The organism is Corynebacterium aurimucosum (assembly GCF_030408555.1).
GTDB classification, from domain to species: Bacteria; Actinomycetota; Actinomycetes; order Mycobacteriales; family Mycobacteriaceae; genus Corynebacterium; species Corynebacterium aurimucosum.
In genome coordinates this window covers 1,048,933-1,072,084 of record NZ_CP047048.1, presented here as the reverse complement: position 1 = coordinate 1,072,084, position 23,152 = coordinate 1,048,933, and the positions used below count along the sequence as shown (strand labels likewise).

The 23,152-nt window shown below is 61.9% G+C and carries 20 protein-coding genes and 1 tRNA gene; 5 read left to right on the top strand and 16 right to left on the bottom strand.

The genetic code is table 11. The features are described from left to right. Positions 1-28: 28 nt before the first annotated feature. From CAURIM_RS05080 to typA, 7 genes are all read right to left on the bottom strand, one after another. Positions 29-835: a pseudouridine synthase gene (locus CAURIM_RS05080; protein ID WP_070443189.1), complete on the bottom strand. Its 807-nt coding sequence runs from the start codon at positions 833-835 to the stop codon at positions 29-31. Further along, positions 836-1,921, bottom strand: coding sequence for a succinyldiaminopimelate transaminase (gene dapC / locus CAURIM_RS05075; RefSeq protein ID WP_201828412.1), 1,086 nt, complete (start codon positions 1,919-1,921; stop codon positions 836-838). It lies immediately after the preceding gene. 3 nt (positions 1,922-1,924) lie between these two features. Next, complete coding sequence (gene fdxA / locus CAURIM_RS05070) at positions 1,925-2,248, bottom strand: ferredoxin (protein WP_201828413.1); 324 nt, start codon at positions 2,246-2,248, stop codon at positions 1,925-1,927. A 50-nt stretch (positions 2,249-2,298) separates the two neighbouring features. Then, a complete protein-coding gene (locus CAURIM_RS05065; RefSeq protein WP_201828414.1) occupies positions 2,299-2,691 on the bottom strand; it encodes a hypothetical protein in 393 nt (130 codons plus the stop codon). Continuing rightward, on the bottom strand, positions 2,688-3,551 hold the full coding sequence (locus CAURIM_RS05060) for a PIG-L family deacetylase (RefSeq protein WP_201829595.1): 864 nt from the start codon (positions 3,549-3,551) through the stop codon (positions 2,688-2,690). Before CAURIM_RS05060 ends, CAURIM_RS05065 begins: the two co-directional genes overlap by 4 nt. Continuing rightward, on the bottom strand, positions 3,547-5,148 hold the full coding sequence (locus CAURIM_RS05055; RefSeq protein ID WP_201828415.1) for an ABC transporter family substrate-binding protein: 1,602 nt from the start codon (positions 5,146-5,148) through the stop codon (positions 3,547-3,549). The genes CAURIM_RS05060 and CAURIM_RS05055 overlap by 5 nt, the downstream gene beginning before the upstream one ends. Positions 5,149-5,229: 81 nt before the next feature. Beyond that, on the bottom strand, positions 5,230-7,140 hold the full coding sequence (gene typA, locus CAURIM_RS05050; protein ID WP_201828416.1) for a translational GTPase TypA: 1,911 nt from the start codon (positions 7,138-7,140) through the stop codon (positions 5,230-5,232). Between the two features lie 270 nt (positions 7,141-7,410). Here typA and CAURIM_RS05045 point away from each other — a divergent pair, with 270 nt between their 5' ends. From CAURIM_RS05045 to CAURIM_RS05035, 3 genes are read left to right on the top strand one after another with little or no spacing between them, the layout of a single operon-like run. Then, positions 7,411-8,130 (top strand): Rv1157c family protein, encoded by a 720-nt coding sequence (locus CAURIM_RS05045; protein WP_201828417.1) that lies wholly within the window; start codon positions 7,411-7,413, stop codon positions 8,128-8,130. After that, positions 8,130-8,666: a ribonuclease FAU-1 family protein gene (locus tag CAURIM_RS05040; protein WP_070645292.1), complete on the top strand. Its 537-nt coding sequence runs from the start codon at positions 8,130-8,132 to the stop codon at positions 8,664-8,666. The genes CAURIM_RS05045 and CAURIM_RS05040 overlap by 1 nt, the downstream gene beginning before the upstream one ends. A 43-nt stretch (positions 8,667-8,709) precedes the next feature. After that, positions 8,710-9,630, top strand: a complete 921-nt coding sequence (locus CAURIM_RS05035) for a DUF808 domain-containing protein (protein ID WP_201828418.1) — start codon at positions 8,710-8,712, stop codon at positions 9,628-9,630. Positions 9,631-9,633: 3 nt separating this feature from the next. On the opposite strand, the gene zupT is transcribed toward CAURIM_RS05035, so the two are convergent. Then, positions 9,634-10,431, bottom strand: a complete 798-nt coding sequence (zupT, locus tag CAURIM_RS05030) for a zinc transporter ZupT (RefSeq protein WP_201828419.1) — start codon at positions 10,429-10,431, stop codon at positions 9,634-9,636. A 79-nt stretch (positions 10,432-10,510) separates the two neighbouring features. Here zupT and CAURIM_RS05025 point away from each other — a divergent pair, with 79 nt between their 5' ends. Further along, positions 10,511-11,377, top strand: coding sequence for a hypothetical protein (locus CAURIM_RS05025; protein ID WP_236659287.1), 867 nt, complete (start codon positions 10,511-10,513; stop codon positions 11,375-11,377). 71 nt (positions 11,378-11,448) lie between these two features. Here the strand turns inward: CAURIM_RS05025 and selB are convergent, their stop codons facing one another. The 3 genes from selB to CAURIM_RS05010 all read right to left on the bottom strand — a co-directional run bounded on the left by selB (position 11,449) and on the right by CAURIM_RS05010 (position 14,642). After that, positions 11,449-13,239, bottom strand: a complete 1,791-nt coding sequence (selB, locus tag CAURIM_RS05020; protein ID WP_201828420.1) for a selenocysteine-specific translation elongation factor — start codon at positions 13,237-13,239, stop codon at positions 11,449-11,451. Next, positions 13,240-14,523 carry an L-seryl-tRNA(Sec) selenium transferase gene (gene selA / locus CAURIM_RS05015; protein ID WP_201828421.1) on the bottom strand — a complete coding sequence of 428 codons (1,284 nt, stop codon included), beginning with the start codon at positions 14,521-14,523 and terminating at the stop codon, positions 13,240-13,242. Between the two features lie 24 nt (positions 14,524-14,547). Beyond that, positions 14,548-14,642: transfer RNA gene (locus CAURIM_RS05010), tRNA-Sec, on the bottom strand. Positions 14,643-14,677: 35 nt separating this feature from the next. On the opposite strand from CAURIM_RS05010, the gene selD reads away from it, so the two are divergent. After that, positions 14,678-15,658, top strand: a complete 981-nt coding sequence (gene selD / locus CAURIM_RS05005; protein ID WP_070446981.1) for a selenide, water dikinase SelD — start codon at positions 14,678-14,680, stop codon at positions 15,656-15,658. On the opposite strand, the gene CAURIM_RS05000 is transcribed toward selD, so the two are convergent. From CAURIM_RS05000 to CAURIM_RS04980, 5 genes are all read right to left on the bottom strand, one after another. Then, positions 15,655-16,557 carry a GDSL-type esterase/lipase family protein gene (locus CAURIM_RS05000; protein WP_070645300.1) on the bottom strand — a complete coding sequence of 301 codons (903 nt, stop codon included), beginning with the start codon at positions 16,555-16,557 and terminating at the stop codon, positions 15,655-15,657. The two genes, selD and CAURIM_RS05000, sit on opposite strands and share 4 nt — an antisense overlap. A gap of 128 nt (positions 16,558-16,685) precedes the next feature. After that, complete coding sequence (nrfD, locus tag CAURIM_RS04995; protein WP_070446985.1) at positions 16,686-17,771, bottom strand: NrfD/PsrC family molybdoenzyme membrane anchor subunit; 1,086 nt, start codon at positions 17,769-17,771, stop codon at positions 16,686-16,688. Next, positions 17,768-18,811 carry a 4Fe-4S dicluster domain-containing protein gene (locus tag CAURIM_RS04990; RefSeq protein WP_201828422.1) on the bottom strand — a complete coding sequence of 348 codons (1,044 nt, stop codon included), beginning with the start codon at positions 18,809-18,811 and terminating at the stop codon, positions 17,768-17,770. Before CAURIM_RS04990 ends, nrfD begins: the two co-directional genes overlap by 4 nt. 9 nt (positions 18,812-18,820) lie before the next feature. Beyond that, complete coding sequence (gene fdnG / locus CAURIM_RS04985; RefSeq protein ID WP_236659288.1) at positions 18,821-22,093, bottom strand: formate dehydrogenase-N subunit alpha; 3,273 nt, start codon at positions 22,091-22,093, stop codon at positions 18,821-18,823. A 123-nt stretch (positions 22,094-22,216) separates the two neighbouring features. Further along, positions 22,217-23,083 carry a PRC and DUF2382 domain-containing protein gene (locus tag CAURIM_RS04980; RefSeq protein WP_070645308.1) on the bottom strand — a complete coding sequence of 289 codons (867 nt, stop codon included), beginning with the start codon at positions 23,081-23,083 and terminating at the stop codon, positions 22,217-22,219. Positions 23,084-23,152 lie beyond the last annotated feature (69 nt).

Here is a 23,152-nt window from a genome sequence, read left to right as displayed (position 1 = left end):
AAAATGCGCGCCGCAATAGCGCCCAATCTCACAGCTTAAACTCACGCTTCTCGCCCGAAAGCGGGTCCTTAAAGCTCATCGCAATGTGGGAAAGCTGCAGCGGCGTTGAAAAGTCATAGAGGGACAACCCGCGATCCACCGGATAGGTATCATCCCCCACGATCGGATGGCCCAGGTGATTGAGCACCACGCGAATCTGGTGGGTGTGCCCGGTCAGCGGCCAGACATCGGCCACCGTTCCCCGAACGCGCACCCGAGTCACTGTAGGCGTGCCGGAAGGATCCACGCGGACCTGGCGCTCGCCCCGCACCCGCCGCATGCCCAGCCGCACCGTGCCGTCGAAGGAGAAGGGCGCGGCCACCCGAGCACGGTAGTGCTTCACCACCGCCCGCTCCTGAAAAAGCTGCTGGTACGCAGCGCGCGTGCGCGAATTACGCGAACACAGCACCAACCCCGATGTCAATCGGTCCAGCCGGTGCAGCGGCACAATAGAGTCCTCCCCATAGTCCACGCGCAGGCGGGTCTGGAGGGTCTCGCGCACGATGCGCCCATTCGACGTCGTAGGCAAAAAGTGCGGCTTGTCGACGACTATCAGGTCCCCATCCTCATACACCACGCGATAGTCAAAGGGAATAGGTTCTTCGGCAGGCGCCGGAGGGTGATACCACGCCAGCGTTGGACCGGGAAGCACAGTGCCAGGTTCTAAGCGGGCACCAGGCGAAAACGCGGAATCGCCCGCCTCACCTGCCCAATAGGTAGGAGTGGCGGGCACGATGCCAGTGAGCATCACCTTGCGCGGGCTAATCCCCTCCCGCGCCGGCGGGCGAAAGACCACTTACTCAGCCAAGCGCGCGACGGCTGCGGCAATCCGCTCATCGGTGCTGTTCAGGCCGATGCGTACGTACTGCTCGCCCGCTGGGCCGTAGAAATCACCCGGCGCCACGAGGATGCCGCGCTCGGCCAGCCAGTCAACGGTCTCGCGGCAGTTCTCACCACGGGTTGCCCACAGGTAGAGCCCAGCCTCGGAGTGCTCGATTCTAAAGCCCGCGCCGGTCAGTGCGCGCATGAGTTCTACACGGCGCGCGGCGTAGCGCTGGCGCTGGAGGGCTTCGGAGGGGTCGTCGTCAAGCGCGGCAACCATGGCCGCCTGAATGGGGCCCGGCACGATGAGCCCTGCGTGCTTGCGCAGCTCCAATAGCTCCGCGATGAGCTTGGCATCGCCCGCGAAGAAGCCCGCGCGGTAGGACGCCATGTTCGCGCTCTTGGACAGCGAATGCATGGCGATAAGCCCCGTATTGTCCCCATCGGTCACGCGCGGATCCAGGATGGACACCGGCGGGTTCTCATCATCCCAGCCCAAGCCCATGTAGCACTCATCTGAGGCCACGATGGCATTGTTCTCGCGCGCCCAAGCGACGATCTCACGCAGCTTCTCGACGCCCAACACCTTGCCCGTCGGGTTCGACGGCGAGTTGATGAACACCAGCGAGGCGTCTTCGAAGTCATCGTCCGCACGCAGGGGCTTAGCACCGGCCAAGAGCGCACCGACTTCATAGGTGGGATAGGCCACCGTCGGGAAAGCTACGGTCTCGCCACGCATGCCCAGCAAAGTGGGCAGCCAGGCGATGGCCTCCTTGGTGCCGATGACCGGCAGCACCGCGTCCACATTCATGTTGTAGCGGCGCTGCAGCGCCTTCGCGATGGCCTCCCGCAGCTCCGGGGTGCCCTGGGTCTGTGGGTAACCGGGAGCCTCGGCCGCTGCGGACAGTGCTAACTGCACGCCAGGGGCGACCGGATCAACGGGGTTGCCAACTGATAGGTCAACGATCCCGTCTGGGTGCGCCTGGGCCTTCTCCTTGGCGCCGGCGAGCGAGTTCCACGGAAAATCCGGGAGCGTGTCTCCCAGCGGCGTGCGGCTCATGTTCTACTCCTGGTTCTGGGGCGGGAGTGCAGCGATCATCGGGACGTCAAAGTCCTGCGGGCCGAGAGCTGCTGCACCGCCCGGGGAGCCGAGCTCATCGAAGAAGGCGGCGTTGGCATCGTTGTAGTCCAGCCACTCATCCGGGACATCATCCTCGTAGAAGATGGCCTCCACCGGGCAAGCCGGCTCGCAGGCGCCGCAATCCACGCACTCATCCGGGTGGATGTAGAGCATGCGCTTGCCCTCGTAGATGCAGTCAACAGGGCATTCCTCAACGCAGCTGCGGTCCATTATGTCGACGCAAGGCTGCGCGATGGTGTAAGTCATAAGGTGTTTAAACTCCTGTGTGTCACGGGTTTTCTACGACTAACAGTATGCTACTCCGAGGCGAAAAATGGCCAAACGCTACCCGCGATTCCCGCGGCGAACAGCAGCAGGCTGAGAATATTATTGGGCAGCAGGCTACCGTCACCGATGGCGGCTCCCAGCATGAACGCAAGAAATCCTCCCACCCACGCCAGCCCGGGCACACCGGCGATGTAGGGATTCTCACTCCACAGGCGGGCTGTGCGAGTCAACACTCCGTTGAACCAGAATGCAATGAAGATGGTGATGGGAAAGGCCATCCCGGACTCGCCGGGCCACGGCAGACGAGCAGTGAGATAAACCACCTCGAGAGTCAGCGAGCAGAGTGCGCCTAAGACGAGCCACACTAGGCCCCCTACTTGCTCGCCGCGGGAGAAATCAGTGCGAATGGCGCGCTCGGTCATTTCTCCCCCAGCAATGAATCCTGTGGTTCACCCTGTCCCAATTGGTAGAACTCTTGACGCAGCAGAGGCATGGTGAGCAAGTTTGACAAGGCATAGGCTGCGGGAACCTCCGCAGGGTCTTTGAGCCCTGCCTGGGCGGCGTGCGGGTTGACGGTGGTGAGGGAGCCGTCGGCAAGCCAGATCTGCGTGGCGTGGGCCAGCATCGCTGCACGCTTAGCGCTGAGAGCCGCGTCAGTGAGCTCGTAGGTGATATCACAGCCAGCGTTGGTGAAGTTGTCCAGGTACTCCTTGTCCGGCAGGCTCCAGCTCTCGGGAGGTGTGACAGCCTCGAGGCCGCGATAGTGCGCGGTGCGCTCGAAGACGGCCCACCAGATCCGCTGCTCCGGCTCGGCAGCCGCATGCACGGCCTTGTGTACGGCGATATGGTCGGGGTGCCCGTAGCCGCCGTCCGGACCATAAGTCAACACCGCGTGTGGTCGCAGCGCAGCAAGGTGGCTACGCAATAAATCTGCGGCCTCGTCCACACGGTTCACCAGGGCCCGCGGATTCTCGTGAGAGGGCGAGCCTTCCATCCCGGAATCACGGAAGTGCCCAAATCCGCCCAGCTGAATGCCCTCGACCCCTAACGCGTCGAGCGCGTGCTTGAGCTCCCAAGCACGGAAACCTCCCAGCTGATCGGTTTCTGCCAGGCCTTGGTAAGGCTCGCCGATGATCTCGCCTTCCTCACCCAGCGTTGCGGTAATCACGGTGACCTGCGCGCCGCGCGCGGACAAGTCCGCCAGCGTGCCGCCGGTAAAGAGCACCTCATCATCCGGGTGAGCGTGAACAGCCACGACGCGGTAGCCCGCGAGATCCTTAATCATCGTCTTTCCTCCACTGCGGTGCGCTAATCAGACTGGAATCCCAGTCCTTAATGCTTTGTCCGGGGCCAACAATACCCTTGCCCAAAGCGTGGACTCGCACCTCATTGAGCAACGGGATGAAGAGCACTTCTTCCTTGTTGAGGTGCTCTACCCGCTCTTCGGCGGCCTCGGAATCCAGTTCGCCTGAAAGAATGTCAAGGGCTGACTCTGCGGAATTTTCTGGGCAGAATCCCGACAGCGTTGCCGCTGGGCGCGTCGGCGTTGCGCACACGAAGTAATTGGCCAAGGTTATCGCATCCCTGCCGTTCTCATCCCACGCCACCACGGCATCAACCTTGCCCGCCGGAAGCAGATCCGAGGTAATTGTAGTCAGGCGTTCGGTGACGACCTCCGCGTCAATAGCCTTGGCTTGCAGCACGTCCACAATGGTGGTGGCTGCCGCCAAGGCCGTGGGATTTTGAGGATCCACACCGATGCGCACGGGCTTGCGTCCCGCCCGCTCCCGCAGTGGGGCGAGCTCCGCGTTACTGTCAAAGGGGTTGTTCCCAGGCTCCAGCTCTGAGGCACGGCCGGTGGCCAAGCGAGCAATCTGGTCGGTATCGAGAAGCGAAGCCAATGCGCGGCGCTGGGGCTGCTCGTTGAGAGCGCCCTCCGCAGTGGACATTTCCAAGCGGAGCTGGCGTTGCCGTGTCACCACACCGGTATTGACATTGCTGAGCAGGCTCAGGCTCTCCAGGGTGGTCTGTTGCGGGGTGAAATCAGCAAAACCGATCTGCCGCGAGCGCAACATATTCACCGCTTGCGCGGTATCGCGAACCGCACGCAGCTGGATGACGTCGATGTTCGCGGGATTTTCTCCCCAGAAACGGTCATTGCGATTAAGCGTGATGATTCCTCGCCCGCGGTCCATGCTTTCCACGAGGTAACGCCCAGCAGAGGCGGGGATCCCGTCGGCCAGCACTGAGGCGAAATCCCTGTCTTCTAGAAGGTGGGAGGGCAAAAGATGGGCAAAAAGTTTGTGCCAGTCTTCGACGCGGTGGTCGAAGTCCACGGTCACCACCCGCCCATTGCCGGAGGTCCGCACAGCCGAGATCGCCCGATAGCCAGAAACATTCTTAGCCCCCGGGGTGCGAGTTATCTGGGACCACAAATAGTTAAAGTCGGAACCACTGATCGGCGTGCCATCAGACCATTGGGATGGCGCGGCGATGGTATAGCGCACACGCATCGCAACGCCTTCGGGGGCTTCGATCTCCTCGGCAGATTCCAGGACATCCGTGTCCATCTCGGTGCCGTGGAAAGCAGAGGGCAGCACTAGCTCCGCAATCTGGTTGACCAGCTCAGAATTATTTGCCACGAGGTGCGGGTTGAGGCCGCCGCGCAGCGGGTCAACCCCGATGGCCACGGTGCTGCGCTTCGGCAGAAGGTCCTCTTCGGGCGCTGCCTCAGGTGGCGGGGCGGTGGTGCTGGAATTCGTTGGAGTGGCGCTGCGATCATCCTCGTCCACCACCGGCGGCGGGCCAGGGTTAGCCTGGCAGGCCGTCAGCAGGGCGGCTGCGAGGATAACGCCGAGCCGAGGCAGGAAACGGTCCACTCCACACAACCTCAAATTCCGGAAAGTACTTCTTTACCACCCTGGGGCGGCGCTTGACGACGCCCCACGCATCCCCAGTGGTTACTTGTTGAGCTGCTTAGCGCGGGCGGCCGCACGCTTGCGTTCGGTGGAAGACAGCTCGACCTTGCGCACGCGCAGGACGTTCGGGCCGACCTCGACGCACTCGTCTGTGCCACAGAACTCCAGCGCCTCTTCCAGGGACAGGGTCCGAGCCTTGGCGAGGGTGACGGTGGCATCCGCGGTAGCGGAGCGCATGTTGGTCAGCTTCTTTTCCTTGGTGATGTTGATATCCATATCCTCATCACGGTTATTGGCGCCGACAACCATGCCTTCGTAGGCCTCCATGCCCGGCTCCACGAAGAAGTCACCACGGTCCGCCAACTGCTGCAGAGCGTAGGCGGTGATCTGGCCGGAACGGTCGGCCACCAGCGAGCCCGTCGGGCGTGCCTTGATATCGCCAGCCCAAACATCGAGACCATCGGAGATGGAGTTGGCGATACCAGAGCCGCGAGTCTCCGTCATGAACTGAGTGCGGAAGCCGATAAGGCCGCGGGCGGGGACGCGGAAAACCATGCGGACCCAGTCGCCCTCGCGGACATCCATGGACTGCATTTGGCCCTTGCGGGTGGCCAGCAACTGGGTAATAGCGCCCTGGTGCTCGGAGGGGGAATCGATGGTGAGCATCTCGTACGGCTCCATCGTCTTTCCGTCGATGACCTGGGTGACCACCTGCGGCTTGCCGACGGTCAACTCGAAACCCTCACGGCGCATGTTCTCGATGAGCACGGACAAGGCCATCTCGCCGCGGCCCTGAACCTCCCAAGCATCCGGGCGCTCTGTCGGCAGCACCTTGAGGGAGACGTTACCGATGAGCTCCTGGTCCAAGCGAGCCTTGACCATGCGGGCAGTGAGCTTATCGCCGCCGCCCTGGCCTGCCATCGGGGAGGTGTTGACGCCGATGGTCATGGAAATAGCCGGCTCGTCGACCTTGATGCGCGGCAGCGGCTCTGGGCGCTCGACGTCCGCAATGGTGTCACCAATCATGATGTCGGAGATACCGGAGATGGCCACGATGTCACCGGCGATAGCCTCGGTATCCGGCTGGCGCTGGAAGCCGACGGTGCGCAGGAGCTCTGCCACCTTGACGGTCTTGGTGTGCATCTCCCCTTCCTCGTCATAATGTATCCAGGCCACCTGCTGGCCCTTCTTGATGGTGCCTGAGTAGATACGCAGCAGGGCGATACGGCCGAGGAAGTCATCGGAGTCCAGGTTGGTCACGTGCGCCTGCAGCGGGGCGTCGACCTTGGCGGAGGGCTCAGGGAGGACGTCATAGATGACGTCGAAAAGCGCCTGCAGATCATCAGCGTTCGGGACGTTGCCATTGCCTGGGTTTTCGGTTGAGGCCTTGCCCTCACGGCCGGAGGTGTAGAGGACCGGCAGATCCAGCAGTTCCTCGGCAGCAGCTGCTGCTTCCTCATCTTCCAGGCCGGCGGCGATTTCCAGCAGCAGGTCCTGGGCCTCGGTAACGACCTCATCGATTCGGGCATCCGGGCGGTCGGTCTTATTCACGCAAATGATGACCGGCAGCTTCGCCTCCAGCGCCTTGGTAAGCACGAAGCGGGTCTGTGGGAGGGGGCCTTCGGAGGCGTCGACAAGCAGCACGACGCCGTCGACCATCGAGATACCGCGCTCCACCTCGCCGCCGAAGTCGGCGTGGCCCGGGGTGTCGATGACGTTGATGATGAGATCCCCGCCGTCCTTGCCCAGGCCCTTGCGGTGGATGGCGGTGTTCTTCGCCAGAATGGTGATGCCGCGCTCGCGCTCCTGATCATTGGAGTCCATGACGCGATCCGAGTGTTCGCCATGGTCGCCGAAAGCGCCGGACTGCTCCAGCATGCCGTTGACGAGGGTGGTTTTACCGTGGTCAACGTGCGCGACGATGGCTACGTTACGGAACTCAGTATTACTCACGTGTGGGGTGCTCCTTAAAGCATGATGCGTTAGCGATGTGAACGGCCCTTAAATATACTCTCTAGCTCTTTGATGTGCAGCATCGCGCAGGATCCCGCAGAGCGCTGCGGGATGTAACGAATTGATATCAACACCCGACATACCGCACAGTAGTCCTCTATTGAGAGTTGACTACATCAAAAAAGTGAATATTGTGGCAGCAGATACTATTGTGACGCATGTGATTTAGTTTCTGCCGTCACGCCCCCCACCCACACACAAGGATTTTCCATGGCCTTTTCCGAACAGCACTCTTCCCGCTCCGCCCGTCGTGGCGTCGCCGGACTCACTGCTGCCGTGATGATGGGCCTACTCAGCATCACGCCCGCACACGCCGGCGCCCCCGACCTCTCCTCGCTCGTGAATATCCCACAGAGCAGCAACCCGTTGGACAGCCTCGGCCGTCCCACCCCGGAGACGCAGGAGCGCGTTCGTGCTTTCGCGGCACAGCCATGGATCCCGCAGGAAGCCCGCAGCGCCATCCTCACCGCCCTTAATTTCACCGCCGGTGAAGGCGGCGAAGGCGGCGTTGCCATGCCGGAGGGAAATAACCCCGGCTTCCGCCAGTTCTACTGGCCCACGGTCTCCGCGCAGTGCATCGGCGGGCAGGGCGATTCGGTGGGTTCCGCCATCGCTGTGCCTGGCCCGACCGATATGCCGGCCCCAGGTGCAGGTGAAGGCGAAACCGTCTTCCTCTTCACCGCGCTGGGCACCCCGACCGCCGCGGAAGAGCAGGGCGCCATGCGCGTTCAGTGGTTCAACCTGGACACCTTCCAGTTTGGCACCACTCCCCTGTTCAACAATGGCATCAACACCGATGGGCCAACCACGGTCTCGGGCCGTGCCACGACTGGCAAGGGTACCGTCGTGGCGGTCCTCTCCGGCGCAGTCAACACTGCTGAATCCTCGTGTTCCTTCCCACCTACCGCGGCTTACCTCGAGGTGAACTAATGAGCACAGACCTGCACCCAGTCAAGCAAGAAACCTTTAATACCACCGACAACATCAACGTCGACCCGAAAGGTTTCGAGCGCGAGGTAGACACCTACCGGGTCACCGACTTTGGCCTCTACATGGCCCGCGGCGCTAATCACCCGCGCTTCGGCTACCTCGAGTCTTGGCTGCTGCCGGACCTTGGCTTGCGCGCCAACATCTTCCACTTCCGCGAGGGCGTCGATGTGCACCAGGACTTCTACATCGACGTTGCCGATATCGATATTGACGGGGACGTGTGGACCACCCGCGATCTCTACGTCGACTTGGTCTCCACCTCTGGCGAGCCAGTCGATGTTCTCGATATTGACGAGCTAGCCGCCGCCACCTCCAACGGCCTCATCAGTGCCGAGGAGGCCGAGCGCGCCATGGAGCGGACCCTGACCGCCGTCGAAGGCATCACGCGCTACGGCGATGACGCCATGAATTGGTTGCGCACGCTGGGAATGGACCTTACTTGGGCAGAAAATGTGGAGCTCGTTCCTGCCGAGTAACCTAGGGTGAGTACTTCTCCCCCACCTTAAAAGGATGTGAGCCATGGCCGGTGGTCTCTTTGCCCTGCTTGACGACGTCGCCCTGATCGCCCGCTCCGCTGCCTCCAGCGTCGACGACGTGGCAGCATTGGCCGGAAAGACTTCGGTGAAAGCCGCCGGGGTCGTTGTCGACGACGCCGCTGTCACGCCCCAATATGTCCAGGGCGTCAAGCCGCAGCGTGAGCTGCCCATGATTTGGCGCATCACCAAGGGCTCGCTCATCAACAAGCTCGTCATCATCCTGCCGATTGCGCTCATCCTGTCGTGGATCGCGCCGTGGGCGCTCACCCCTATCCTCATGTGCGGTGGTGCTTACCTGTGCTTCGAGGGCGCAGAGAAGATCTTCCATGCTGTCCTTCACCGCGGTGATAAGGACGAACAGACCGTGGAAGAAAAGGGCCCCGATGCCGAGGACTCCCTGGTGAAATCCGCTATCACCACCGACCTCATCCTCTCCGCCGAGATCATGGTGATCTCCCTCAACGAGGTCATTGATCAGCCCTTCTGGCTGCGCCTCGGCGCCTTGGTCACCGTTGGTGTCCTCCTCACATTGGGCGTCTATGGCGCCGTCGGGCTGCTAGTCAAGATGGATGACATCGGCGTCGCCCTGCTCAAGCGTCACGATGGTGACTCCGCCCTGGGCACCGCCTTGGTGAAGGGCATGCCGATTGTGCTCAATATCATCGGCATCATCGGCACCGCCGCCATGCTGTGGGTCGGCGGCCACATTGTGGTCAAGGGTCTGAGCGAATTCGGCGCCGAACAGCCTTATGGCTTTATCCACCACGTGACCGAGAGCATCAACAACGGTGCCCTCGCCTGGTTGGCGGACACCGGCTTGTCGATGTTGTGCGGCTTTATTCTGGGCGCCGTTATCGTCACCATCATCATGGCGGTCAAGGCCACCGCCGAGCGCGTGAAATAGACCTTAGATAAACAGCGCGAGGGAGACGGCCATGACCGCCATCCCGGCGATCAGTCCGTAGATGGCACAGTGGTGTTCTCCGGTCTCCTCCGCCGTGGGCAAAAGCTCATCCAAGGAGATGAACACCATGATGCCGGCGATGACGGCAAAGCAGATACCGAAAGTCATCGGCCCGATAAATGGCATCAGCAGCGCGAAGCCAATGAGGGCGCCGAGGGGCTCTGCCAAGCCAGATAGCGTGGCCCACCAGAAGGCTTTCTTGCGTGAGCCCGTTGCACTGCGCAAAGGTACCGCTACCGCAATGCCCTCGGGGATGTTGTGAATGGCAATAGCCACGGCAACGGGGATAGCGATCTCCGGGGCTTCGAGGCCTGAGAGAAACGTGGCAAAGCCTTCCGGGAAGTTGTGGATGGCCAGCGCGAAGGCGGTAAAGATGCCGGTCTTCATCAGCCGTTTGCGCCGCGCGTCCTCCTCGGTGGTGGCCGGCTCGTGCGGGTTAATCTCCTCGGGCACAAGGCGGTCAATGATGGCAATGATCGCAATACCCGCGAAGAATGCCGCCATCATCGTCCAGGTGGCGCGCGCCTCGTCCCCGAGGGTGCTTTCTAGCTTCTTCAGGGCCTCCGGCAGGATTTCCATGAAGGAGACGTAGAGCATTACGCCCGCAGACAGCCCCAAAGCAGTGGCCATGAACTTCGGGCCTGGCTCCCGCTTTCCGACGGCCAGGGCGCCTCCGATGGACGTCGACAAGCCCGACAGCAGCACAAGGCTGAAAGCGAAGGCAATGGTAGCTAAGTCCATAGTGGGAAACTATAGCGTGTCTAACCCGGCCTCTGCGTAAGCTTGGAAGGAGTCCATCGCTTCCCATCTGACTCACGAGGTGACTGTCGCAACCATGGTGCTGTATCCGCTGGCTCCGTCTTATTTTGGTGTCGAGCACGTCGCGATTCTTGAGCACGTCAACTTTTCTACCGCGTTGAGCATTCCGGGGTTGGCGCAGCAGCCTGCGCTCGTCGACGTGTCCTTGCTCCCCGACCCCACTACGGGTGGCTGGCGCGTCCGCTCGGATTTCGGTTTTCTCGGTGCGCTCGATGACGAAGAGTCCGCTGAGTATCCAGCGCTGAACCGGCTGCGCACAGCGGCGATGAATGCAGCAACACATGCGACCGTCGAGATCGTGGACGGTGAGGTGGAGGTGGCCGTTGCTCTGGGGCTCGACCCGTGGATGATTCCCGCGAACAATCAGCCAGCGGGTACTGCCCTGCTCAGCGGTGGGCACGGCGCTCTCGTTCGTGTCGCGGAGGGAGAGCTCACTACACATCAGCTGCGCGAGATGGGAACCGAACAGCTCTTCGTGACGCTTGCGCTTCTCGACGACACCGTCCTCGCCACCCACGACAACCTCGTCCTCGGCCCGTGCGGGGAACTCTCCGATACCCCGGCGCTGGCCACCGCATTCGCGGCCGCCTCCCAATCAGGTGCTTCCCTGGTCGCTCGGGCTTATGCTGCCGCGGGGCGCATCGCAGTGGACCTTCCCCTCGCCCCCGAAGACGCTGCTGCCCCGGCTCAGTCTGCCGAGCTCTTCGCACCTGTGGTCCCGCCGCTGCCGCTCGACCCAAACAATCCCGCCATCCCGCCGGCACTCGACCCTGATGCCGACTGGGAGTTCACCACGCCTGCGGATCCCCTTGCCTCACCACTGCCCACCGGCTCGCGTACCTTCACGTCCCCTAAAGACACCTTTTAACTGGCACCTTATGCGCTTACACTAATTCATTGACCTGGGATTTCTCTGAAACCCGCCCGCAAATGGTGCCTTTACTTTGGTGCTCTTTCCCTTGGCCCACACACGAAGCGTTTGCCTTCGACTAGGCGGGTCGCGCCGGTGGCATCGAGGTGCTCCAACAGTGGGACAGCAACCCGGCGCGTCGTGCCCAGGGCCTGACGTGCCGCCGAGAGGGTGAAGGGCTGTTCCAACTGTGCCGCCACATCGAAAGCCGCACGCGGAGCTGAAGGCAGAAGCACAACGCCCTTGGCCAGGCGGAGCAGGCGCCCGGCGCGCTCGGCGGCGGCGAGCTCCTTGGGGCCCAGTCCCAATTCCTTGAGGTCTTCTGCCTCCGGGGCAGCGAAGGGCTCAGCGCGCAGGCGTTGTTCGAGCTCAGCTACTGCCTTCTCCGCAGGGCCAAGGTCGACGGTCTTGCCGGGAACGCGCAGCACACCATCTACTGATTCGAGCTTGGCTGCCGCTACCGCCAACCCCAGCAGGGCCGGCTCCGATAGGTTCAGCGCGTCCATGGCCGCTGCCTTCGTCAGCCCCGGGGACAGCGGGTTCGCCGCAGCATGTGCTTCCACTGCCTCAACGAGGGCATTCTTCCACGCGGTTACCTGGCGGGCGGCAATCCACCACTCGCGGAAAACAATGACCCCTGCCGGCTTTTCCTCCACCGAAAAGCCATCGCGCAGGAGGTCGTCGCGCGAAGCGTAGCCGCAGCGCTTGAGCCACTCGGACGGGTTGGTCGGCTCTAAGGCTTCTAGCTCAGCTGCGCGCTTCTTCGCTGCACCGCGCCTACTCAGCGCGGCCGGGTGCATGTCCACGACTTCGAAGCCTGCCGCTACATGTCGCCCGCCGGGGCTGCGCACCACGAACCTATCAAGCAGCGTGAGAGATAGCGGGCTTTCCAGTGTCAACCTCGCGAACTCACCTCCTAATGGCCGCAGACGGGCACCAACGCCCGCGGTGCCGATGTGCACCACGAGGTTCTGGGGAAGCTCAGCCATCTCAGTACCAAAGGTGCGGCGAATATCCACGGTTTCGAGCGCCCGCCAGCCCCCAGGGCTCAGCAGTGCATCCCCGCGATGAACCTGGTCGGCGGCCACCCCGCGAAGGTTGAGGGCCACGCGCGTGACTGGACCGGCGCTATCCACCGACTTGTTTTCACTGTGCACTCCGCGCACCGTCACGCGTTGCCCATGAAGCTCCAACTCATCCCCCACCGAGACAGTCCCCGCCGCCAGCGTTCCTGTCACCACGGTGCCCGCACCCTTCACGCTAAAGCCGCGATCGACCCACAACCGCACGCGCGCCTGGGGATCAGGCGCGGGCATAGCGGCGAGTACCTGGTCCAACTCAGTGCGTAATGTCCCCACGCCCTCGCCGGTCTTTGCGGAGACGTCGACGATGGGAGCGTCGGCAAGCGCTGTTCCAGCCAGCTCTGTCTCAACCTGCGCGACTACCTCAGCGCGGCGGGCGGCATCTGCCCTGTCCGCGCGGCTCAGCGCCACCACTCCGTGCTCGATTCCCACGGCGCGCAGGGCATCCCGGTGGTCAGTAGACTGCGCTTGCCAGCCTTCATCGGCCGCCACCACAAAGAGCACCACCGGCGCGGGCCCCACCCCGACCAGCATGTTGCCCAGGAACTTCTCATGCCCCGGCACATCGACAAAAGCCACATCGGCGCCGGAGTCAAGCTTCGTCCACACGAAGCCCAAGTCAATGGTCAGGCCGCGCCGCTTCTCTTCTTCCCAGCGGTCCGGCTCCATTCCCGTCAGCGCCTTGACTAGGCTCGACTTGCCGTGGTCGACATGGCCGGCGGTGGCCACAACGTACACCTACATCACCGCCTGAATCGCAGCAATAAGCTCCGCGTCCTGCGACTCCGGCACGCAGCGCACATCCACCAGGCAGCGGCCCTGGTTCACGCGCGCCACCACAGGAGGCTCGCCCAACCGCAGCGGACGGGCCAGCTCTTCTGGCAACGCCACAGCCCAGCCTGGCAGCGGTACCTCGGGCGCCCCGCCGCCACCAACACGCCCGGCATGCTCGACAACCACGCCGCCTACCGCCGCAGCGACCTTCTCGGTGCGCTCGCGGTGGCGCTGAGCGTCGATGTGCAGCGCATTCTGCACGGCATTGGAAGGAGCGGCAAGGGAGGCCTCAAGGGCGTTGAGCCGCAGCTTATCGATGCGCACCGCCCTCGCCAGCGGATGTTTCTTACACGCGGCGATCGCTTCCTTCTTTCCCACCAGCACGCCGGCTTGCGGTCCGCCGAGAAGCTTATCCCCCGAAAAGAGCACCACGTCTGCGCCATCTCGAAGAGCCTCGCTGGCCGAGGGTTCCTCAGGCAGCACCGCATCGGGGGTGAGCAACCCGGATCCGATATCCACGATGAGTGGCACATCCGTAAGCGCACGCAACTCAGCAACCGACACAGAAGACGTGAAGCCACTGATCACAAAGTTGGAGGGATGCACCTTGAGTATCGCCCCGGTGTTCTCCCCCAAGGCCCGCTCATAGTCCGCCAGGTGAGTTCGGTTCGTCGCGCCAACCTCACGCAAGCGGGTGGCCGTGGACTCGATGAGCTCCGGCAGACGGAAGCCCGCACCAATCTCAATAAGTTCGCCACGGGAAATGATGACCTCCTTGCCGGGGGCCAGGGCGGCGGTCGCCAGCAGCAGCGCGGATGCTCCATTGTTAACCACCAGCGCGTCCTCCGCGCCGGGACAGGCGGCCAGGACAGCCTCGACCGCGCCGCGTCCCCTATCCCGCGAGCGCTGACCGCTGTCTAAGTCCATCTCAACGTCCGTATAGCCGGCTGCGGCTGCGAGCGCGTCCACCGCGGCTGGTGGCAATGGCGCCCTACCCAAGTTCGTGTGGATGATCACACCGGTGGCATTGATGACGCGGCGCAAGGAATAGGGCTGTGCGCTTTCGAGTCTGTCGGCCAGCTCCTGCTGAAAGCGGGTGGGGTCGAGGGATCCGGAGCGGGCGTCGGCAAGCACGGCGTCGATGATCGCGCGCACCTTATGGGGTGCACTGCGCTCCTGCGCAGTGCGCACTGCCGGGTACTGGAGGATCTCATCCATCTTCGGGATGAAGCGGCGGGGGTCAGTCATCAAAGTTCCTCCTAGCTGCGCTCATGGCGGAGACGGACAGGAATCGAACCTGCCAGACCGAGATACTCGGCCTCACCGGTTTTGAAGACCGGGGCGCCCACCAGGACACGTACGCCTCCGTCTGCTCACCTTACACGGGGCTAAAGTAGTACTTATGACTGACATTAAACTTACGTCCTTTGCCGCCGGTGGCGGTTGTGCTTGCAAGATTCCCCCGGGTGAGCTCGAATCTGCTGTGGCGGGCCTGGTAGGCACCGCGGACCCCAACGTGCTGGTGGGGCTTGACGACGGCGACGATGCCGCCGCCGTACGCATCCAGGACGGCCTGGCGGTCATCTCCACCGCGGACTTCTTCACCCCGATGCTCAACGACCCCTATGACTGGGGCCGGGTGGCAGCAGCTAATGCGCTTTCCGACGTCTACGCCATGGGCGGCACGCCCATCACCGCCATCAACCTCGTGGGCTGGCCGCGCGAAAAGCTCAGCCTCGATATATTGCGCGAGGTCCTGCGCGGTGGCATGGATGTGGCCAGCCAAGCAGGGATCTCGATTACTGGCGGGCACTCCATCACCGCCCCGGAGCCCACCTATGGTTTGGCTGCCACGGGCACCGTCCACCCCGACAAGATTATGCGCAATGACGCCGCCGAGGCTGGTCTTCCCATCACGCTGACCAAGCCGATTGGTGTGGGCATCCTCAACAATAAGCACAAGGCCACCGGTGAGGTTTCTCAGGCCGCGGTAGATTCCATGACCACGCTCAACCGCGATGCAGCTGCGGCAGCGGTGGAGGCAGGAGTGCGTGCAGCAACCGACGTCACCGGGTTTGGTCTTTTGGGCCACCTCTACAAGATGTGCCGTGCCTCCGGTATCGGCGCCGAGCTCGACTTCTCCGCTGTTCCTGCGGTGAACGGCGCCAAGGAAGCCCTGGCGGAGGGCTTCATCCCGGGCGGCTCGCGCCGCAATCTAGATTGGGTCCGCCCCCACCTCGATTCGGACTTGAGCGAAGAGGACCTGGTCTTCCTCGCCGATGCCCAAACCTCCGGTGGCCTCCTCCTCATCGGCGAGGTACCCGGCTACCCAGTTATCGGGCGGACCGTGCCGGGTGAGGCGCGGATTTCTATCTCTGCTTAGGAACGCGCGCTCAGAATGCGCGCGACGCCATCGACTCCGGCATGCGTGAGGTGATTGGACAAATTGTGTGTCACGGACTTCTCGCTGATGCCGGATACCCAGCGAATAGAGTCCGGAGCACACATGTTGTGGTCGATGGAAGCGCGGCGGAGGTCAACGTAATTGGCACCAGCAGCGGAGGCCGCAGTGCGCATCGCGGAGTTAATGGTGTCCTCTCCCAAACGAACCAAGCCCAGCACATCCATGTTGAAACCCACCTCGCTGCTGGTACCAGAGCGCACGGGGCACATCGCGCCATTAGCGGCAGAGATAGCTGGGTACCCCACAAACGTGATGGTGGCATGCGGCGCAGCCTGACGGATGCGATTCGTGTTATTCACCATGGCCTGCCGGTAGGAATCATTATTAAATTGCGAGACAGCAATGTCCTGCAGATTATTGGCGCCGAATTGCACAAAGACACTCTTGGTATCGGCAGTGAGGTGTTTATTGGCAATGGCACCAACGACCTGCTGATCAAAGTCCTTCCGGAAGGAGCCCCCGCTAGCCTTGGCGGCCGAACAGGCATAGTTCGCCACCGAGCGCCCCGTGATCTTGCCGTACTCCGCGGCCACTGTCTTCTTTCCTTGCGGGCAGCCTTGTGGTGATGGAGCGCCTGCTTCCGAGCCGCTGCCCTCGATGCTGCTGAGGCCCGCACGCACAAGATCGGACCGCACGCCAGCCACCTGCTTGTAGCCGGGGTTAGCAAAGAAAGAATCACCGAAGAACACGGCGTCGGCGCCGCGGTGCGGGTCTGCGGAGGCCGTAGCGGTAGAGAAGGTCACGGCACTGCAGGCCAAAGCGGTTGCGGAAAGAGCAACGGAAAAACGCTTGATGCGCTGGGAGAAGGAGAGAGACATGATTCCTTAACAGAACGATTAGGGAGAACGAGAGAATGTTTACCTCGTTCTACTCAATCACATTGGTCTATCTCTTTGCTAACCCTTTGCCATTCTTGCAATTCTTTACCGTCACAAAATGAGGGTTCTTATCCGCCCGTCACGACGGAAGTGCCGTAGTCACCCCGCGCTTCAGCACGCCGCTTCTGTGGAGCAATCGTGGTGGCTGGGTCCTTCACCGCTTCCAGTCCCGCGTTGAGCACACCAAAGCGGGTGCACGCAGATCCCGCCATGAGCGCAAGGCCGGACAATACCGACACGGTGCGTGACTTGGTCGCCGCAGCTACGGCCGTTCCCACACCACCGGAGGCGATGAGCCATTCAGAAGCCTTCATGAGCTTTCCCGGCAATCCCTCATGCAGCGGCCGCCTGGGTTCCGGTTCCATGTGATTTTCCATGATCCGCGTCGCGACTAGGTCACTCACTGCGGCCGTGATGCCCAGGGCGCGTGCAGGCCCAGCGTTCTTCACCGGGGTAAAGGCCATGGCGGCACCCGCCGCCGCGGCCGACGCCGAGGAAACAAAGACATAGGGCAAGTGCTTCTTCGCATCGTTCCATGTCGGGTTAGAGGTATTAGCCAACAGCACCGCTGTATAGCCAGCGAGTGGTCCGCCGAGAACTCCCGCAACGGCCCCCGCTGGGCCGGCTGCCTTATCAAGGGATCGGCGAAGCGGTTTCGGCAGCACACCGCCGACCAGCTCATCAGCCTCGACGACTGCAGGCAGCGACGCGGCAGAAGCAAAGCTGCCCAAAATCCACGAGCCGATGGACATCGGAGAGGTCACCTTGAAAACGCGGAACATGTTGAGAAGACGCTCTGGGCGCCCAAGGTCGAGGATCAGAAAGACAGAGCCCACCGAGGCCGCAGAGAACGCCGTCAATCGGGTAGAACGTTTGAGAGGCGCGTTACCCGTAGCCTGCGCGCCAGCGGCGAGTAATGCCGAGCCTCCCGAAAGTCCACCGAGGAACAGATAGCCACCAATTGGCCACTCCCACGGCGGGGCCTTGACTACGGGCTTGCCGTAATACGAGGAGAACTCGAAGTCCTCCGCCATGCGCGCTTCTTTGGACCCATCCTGTGCGCCGGCGCCGACTCGTCCACGCCGGCGCTTCTTGCCACCGCCGCGACGACGCCTAGGCTCCTGCGGCGGGCGGTACTCATCAAATTCGCTCACTTGCGGCCTCCCAACATGAATGCCCCGGCCACGGCTAACGCCATGCCGCCAATTGCCTTCGCGGCAGTCTTATACATCTGCGGCAGATCCGCCGTGGGCACGCGCGGATCCGGCGGCAAACCATAGACCTCTGGTGAATCGAGGAGCAGAAATATGGACCCGGTCCCTCCAACTCCATCCTGGGAATTGGCGCCATAGAGACGGGCCTCGGTCAGCCCCTGCTCATGGAGGGCGCGCACGCGCTCTTGCGCTGCCGCGAGCATCTCCTCGTAAGGGCCAAACTGGATAGAATCCGTCGGGCAGGTCTTAGCGCAAGCAGGCTGTTCACCAATCTTGAGCCGGTCATAACACATGGTGCACTTCTGAGCTACACCCAAATTTTTGATCGGCATGGCCTGTCCCGGCGTATGGTCTGGACCTTGCGGCTTAAGCTGCTTCAGCTTTGCCAGCACGTTCACACCCGCGTGGTCAGGCACCTCGTAATCCACGGTGGCGGTCTTGTCCGCCTTCAGCGTCACGCCGCCGTCATCGCGGCGCTCAATGACGCCGAAAGGACACCCAGCAACGCAGGTCCCGCAGCCATTGCACACATCATCTTGCACCACAACGGTGCCGAATTCGGAACGAAAGAGCGCGCCCGTCGGGCACACGTCCAAGCATCCAGCATTGGTGCAGTGCTTGCACACATCGGAGGACATGAGCCAGCGAAAATCATCGGTATCTGGGGTGACGCTTGGCGCGGAGACTGTGGGCAGCCCCAGTGAGACGAGCTTGCGCCCATCCTCGCGCGCCTGCTCAATACGCTCATTGCTTTGCTCAATGAAGGTCACGTGCCGCCAGGTATTGGCACCCAGCGAGACTGTGTTGTCATAGGAATTGCCGGTGACCGCATAGCCTTCCACCGGGTTGCGGTTCCATTCTTTACAGGCCACCTCGCAAGCCTTGCAGCCGATGCATACCGAGGTATCGGTAAAGAACGCCATGCGCTGATAGGACTCATAGCCGTGTTTATCAGCCTTTTCGGTGAAAAGATTAGCCATTAGTCCTCCTTAGCCTTCTTTGCCTTCATAGTCCGCCACATTGCCTGCGGTGGCGTCATCGCCGGTGTTCTCCTCAGAAGCATCGCTCTTCGTGCTAAAAGCATCTGAGACGTCCAGGATCCGGTTGCCCGAGTCAACGGTAAGGTGCGCCCGCTCTTGGTACTCGCGCAAGAGTTGCACTCGTGCCTCGCCCCGCGGGCGCCGGCCCGGCTGAATATCGCAGGCGCCCACCTTTGAGTTCTGGATAAACACGTTCGGCTCCAAGGTCAGGCCCAACAGATCGTTGGCACCATCGCCGGCCACCTCGGTGGTCTCTGATTCTCCGTAGTGGAAGGGCAGGCCAATCTGGTGGAAGTCCTCACCATTGATGGTGAGCATCTCCATGCGGTCCGTCACCAAAACCTGCGCCTCTATGACACCACGCGGCGACACAATAGTGGCCCACTCGCCGTTGACAAGTCCACGCTTGGCGGCCAGTTCCTTGTCCACCTCGCAGAACAAGCCCGGCTGCAGCTCCGCCAAGTAAGGCAAGCGGCGCGACATCGCACCGGAGGTGTACATCTCCGTCAGACGGTAGGTAGAGAAGACAAACGGGAAGACCTCAGCACCGCGCTCCCCTGGCTCGGGGCGGGAAAGGTTATCCGCGCGCTTGATAGTCAACCGCGTCGGCGATTGCTGCTGCTTGTACAGCGCATTCTGCACCGGCGATTCCTGCGGCTCGTAGTGAGTCGGCAGCGGGCCGTCGGACAGCCCCTTCGGGGCAAACAGCCAACCTAGGCCGTCGGCCTGCATGATGAAGGGATCATCGCCGTCGAGGGCGTCGGGGCCGACGGCGTCGACAGGCGCGACATAGTCCGGGCGCTTCGTCACCGGGAAGTCCGGGACATCGTCACCAACCCACTTGCCCTGGTCCTCATCCCACCAGATGTACTTCTTGCGCTCCGACCACGGAGTGCCATCCGGCTTGGCGGAGGCGCGATTGTACAGGATGCGTCGGTTAGCCGGCCATACCCAACCCCACTCGAGTGCTACTTCGTTCTGCTCAGAGCCCGGGACCTTTTTCGCGGCGTGGTTGATTCCGTCCTTATACACACCGGTGTAGATCCAGCAGCCGCCGGAGGTAGAACCGTCGGCGCGCATCTCGGTGAAACTCGGCAGCAATTGACCCTTCTTTGGCCCATCGAGGTAGTAGCCGTTGATCTCACGCAGAATCTCGTCCGAGCTGGGATCCCCGTGTTCATCCTCGGTGTAATCCCACGTCACGGACTTAATCGGCAGGTCGCGCGGGTCGGTCGAATCCGCCAAGCGCTCCCTAATCTTCTTGCCCAAGTGGTAGAAGAACCACGCCTCGCTGCGGGCCTGGCCCGGCGGCGGAGTCGCCTGGAAGCGCCATTGCACCATGCGTTGGGTCTGGGTAAATGTTCCGGACTTCTCCACGTGCGTTGCCGCAGGCATGAGGAATACCTCGGTAGCGATCTCCTCGGTCTTGAGCTCGCCGTTCTTGACTTCCGGCGAATCCTTCCAGAAGCTTGCCGTTTCAATCTCTTGGAAATCGCGGACAACCAACCACTTCAGCGCGGCCAGTCCGCGGCGCTGCATACCACCGTTGGACTGCGCCACCGCTGGGTTCTGACCGAAGACAAAGTAGCCCTCCACTTCCTTGCGCAGCATGGCCAGCAATGTCTCATAGGTTGAGTGCGCGCCGGACAGGCGCGGCATAAGGTCAAAGCCCCAATTATTGTCCTTGGTAGCGGCGTCGCCCCAATAGGACTTCATGAGCGAGACCGCGTAGTTCTCACCCAACTGCCAGAAGCCCTTCTGGTCTTCCTGCCGGAAGGAATCCAGGTAATCCGCCCAGGTCTCCTGATCCACGTGTGGCATGGGCAGGTAGCCCGGAAGCGAGTTGAAGAGAGTCGGAATATCAGTCGAGCCTTGAATCGAGGCATGCCCGCGCAAGGCCATGATGCCCGAGCCAGGGCGGCCCACATTGCCCATGAGCAGCTGCAGAATCGCCGCGGTTCGGATGAACTGTGCGCCCAGGGTGTGCTGGGTAAAGCCCAGCGCGTAGGCGAAGCACGTGGTGCGCTCCGGGGTGGAGTTCTGCGCAATCGAGTCTGCCAAGTAGTAGAAGTCCTCCGGCGCAATGCCACAGGTCTCCTCCACCATCTCCGGGGTGTAGCGCGAGTAGTGGCGTTTGAGGATCTGGAAGACCGTGTTTGGATCTTCCAGCGTCATGTCCTTCTCCACGTTCCACGAGGAGCCCTCAGGCTTTTGCACGTACTGCCACGAGTCCGTGACGTACTTGCCCTTCTTCGCGTCGTACCCGGAGAACAGGCCTTCCAGGTCCTCGGTGTCTTGGAAATCCGGCGAGATGATCGACGCCGCGTTGGTGTAATTCACCACGTAATCGTGGAAATACAGGTCATTATCCAGAACGTACTTGATAATGGCGCCGAGCAGCACCACGTCCGTGCCACCGCGAATGCCGATGTGGCGGTTCGCAAAGGCAGACGTACGCGTGTAGCGCGGATCCACGTGGATAATGCGCGCACCACGCTTCTTGGCTTCGACGACCCACTGGAAACCCACGGGGTGGCATTCGGCCATATTAGAACCCTCGATGACGATGCAATCCGCATTCGCCATATCCTGCAGCGGTTGGGTCGCGCCGCCGCGGCCAAACGATGTTCCTAGACTAGGAACAGTGGCGGAGTGTCATATGCGCGCCTGGTTCTCTACCTGAATAGCACCGGTCGCGGTAAACAGTTTCTTAATGAGGTAGTTCTCCTCATTATCTAGCGTCGCGCCACCCAGACCGGCGATGCCCATGGTGCGGTTGAGACGACGCCCGTGCTTATCGACGTCCTCCCAATGCCTCGCGCGTGCCTCCACAAAACGGTCCGCGATCATATCCATCGCGGTTTCTTCGTCGAGCTCCTGCCATTCAGTGGCATAGGGCGCTCGGTACTTGATCGTGGTGATGCGGGTCGAGGAGTTAATGAGTTGCTCAGAAGCAGAGCCCTTGGGGCAGAGGCGGCCGCGGGAGATCGGGGAATCCGGATCGCCCTCGATTTGGATGACCTTGTCATCCTTCACGTAGACGCGCTGGGAGCAGCCCACTGCGCAGTAGGGGCAGACCGACTGCACGACGCGATCCGCATCGACGGTGCGTCCCTGCAGGTCCTCACTCTTAGCTGACTGCGTAGACAGGTCGCGGCCGAAGGCATCCTTGTTGCGGATTTGGCGTACGACGGGCCAGTTCAGTGGGCTAAAACGTGACATGTCTTAAACCTACTGGTTTGCCTCCATGTTTTCCACCCTTCCTAAGACCATAAGACAAGGATCGGGCCTAAAACGCGAAAAGCTGGAGCTTTGCAGCTCCAGCCTCTTAGCCCTTAACCGAGATTACTTGCGGGTCTCGGTGATGCCGTCGGTATCGATCTGCTCCTTGCGCAGATCCTCGGTGTGGGTCTCGGTGTCCTTGATGGTTTCCTTGGAGAGGTTAACCTTCTCCACCGGGACGGTCTTCTTCTCTACGTTCACACGCTCTTCATGCAGGGTGACGGAGGCTTCTTCTGCTCCGTTATCGCCAATGGTGCCGGTGTAGTTGGCAGCGTCAGCCTCAGAAATCGGGGTGCGCTCGACGCGAACCTCTTCGCGCTCGACCGGAACCTCAACAGTCTCAGTATCGGTCACGACGTACTTGCGCAGGCGAGCCTCACCAGTGGCCACGCGCTCCTTGTTGACGTCTAGGCGCTCCTCGGAGCGGATAACTTCACCTTCGTTGTTGGAGACGCCGTTACCGGTAGCAGTAGCGCGGTCAGTGTCAATACGGTCGGTAGCAGCGGTCTCATCCTTAGCGTGCGCACCTGCTCCAGCGCCGGCAACGCCAGCGCCAGCCACACCAGCACCGGCAGCACCAGCGCGCTCATCACGCTCGTCACGGTAGGTGGTGACATCCTGTGCGTTCTCGAGGTTGTAGTGCTTGAAGATGTCCGCCTGTGCCTCAGGAGTCAGCGGCTTATCGGAGTCAAAGTCCGGTGCGTTCTCGATGCGGTCCTTGGAGAAGGCCAGCTTGAGCTCTTCACCGGTGAAATCGTGACCACGGAGCGGAACCAAGCTGGAGCTCATGCCGAACAGGCCGTGGTTGACCTCAACGAAGGTCGGCTGACCGGACTGCTCGTCGACGAAGACCTCCTTGACAGAGCCCAGCTTGTCGCCGGTCTTGTCGTATGCGGTTGCGTTAAACAGATCCTTGATATTCTTACCCATTATTTCTCTAAACCTTTCTATATTTGGTCTATATGAAACTGGCAAACCACAGATCTCAACATCACCCCC

Excerpts from the sequence above, each read along its gene's own strand:
- fdxA (WP_201828413.1), bottom strand. The coding sequence starts at position 2,248 with ATGACTTACACCATCGCGCAGCCTTGCGTCGACATAATGGACCGCAGC.
- dapC (WP_201828412.1), bottom strand. The coding sequence starts at position 1,921 with ATGAGCCGCACGCCGCTGGGAGACACGCTCCCGGATTTTCCGTGGAAC.
- zupT (WP_201828419.1), bottom strand. The coding sequence starts at position 10,431 with ATGGACTTAGCTACCATTGCCTTCGCTTTCAGCCTTGTGCTGCTGTCG.
- selA (WP_201828421.1), bottom strand. The coding sequence starts at position 14,523 with ATGACTGACCCCCGCCGCTTCATCCCGAAGATGGATGAGATCCTCCAG.
- CAURIM_RS05000 (WP_070645300.1), bottom strand. The coding sequence starts at position 16,557 with ATGTCTCTCTCCTTCTCCCAGCGCATCAAGCGTTTTTCCGTTGCTCTT.
- CAURIM_RS05045 (WP_201828417.1), top strand. The coding sequence starts at position 7,411 with ATGGCCTTTTCCGAACAGCACTCTTCCCGCTCCGCCCGTCGTGGCGTC.
- CAURIM_RS04990 (WP_201828422.1), bottom strand. The coding sequence starts at position 18,811 with ATGGCTAATCTTTTCACCGAAAAGGCTGATAAACACGGCTATGAGTCC.
- CAURIM_RS05035 (WP_201828418.1), top strand. The coding sequence starts at position 8,710 with ATGGCCGGTGGTCTCTTTGCCCTGCTTGACGACGTCGCCCTGATCGCC.
- selD (WP_070446981.1), top strand. The coding sequence starts at position 14,678 with ATGACTGACATTAAACTTACGTCCTTTGCCGCCGGTGGCGGTTGTGCT.
- CAURIM_RS05040 (WP_070645292.1), top strand. The coding sequence starts at position 8,130 with ATGAGCACAGACCTGCACCCAGTCAAGCAAGAAACCTTTAATACCACC.
- CAURIM_RS04980 (WP_070645308.1), bottom strand. The coding sequence starts at position 23,083 with ATGGGTAAGAATATCAAGGATCTGTTTAACGCAACCGCATACGACAAG.
- CAURIM_RS05065 (WP_201828414.1), bottom strand. The coding sequence starts at position 2,691 with ATGACCGAGCGCGCCATTCGCACTGATTTCTCCCGCGGCGAGCAAGTA.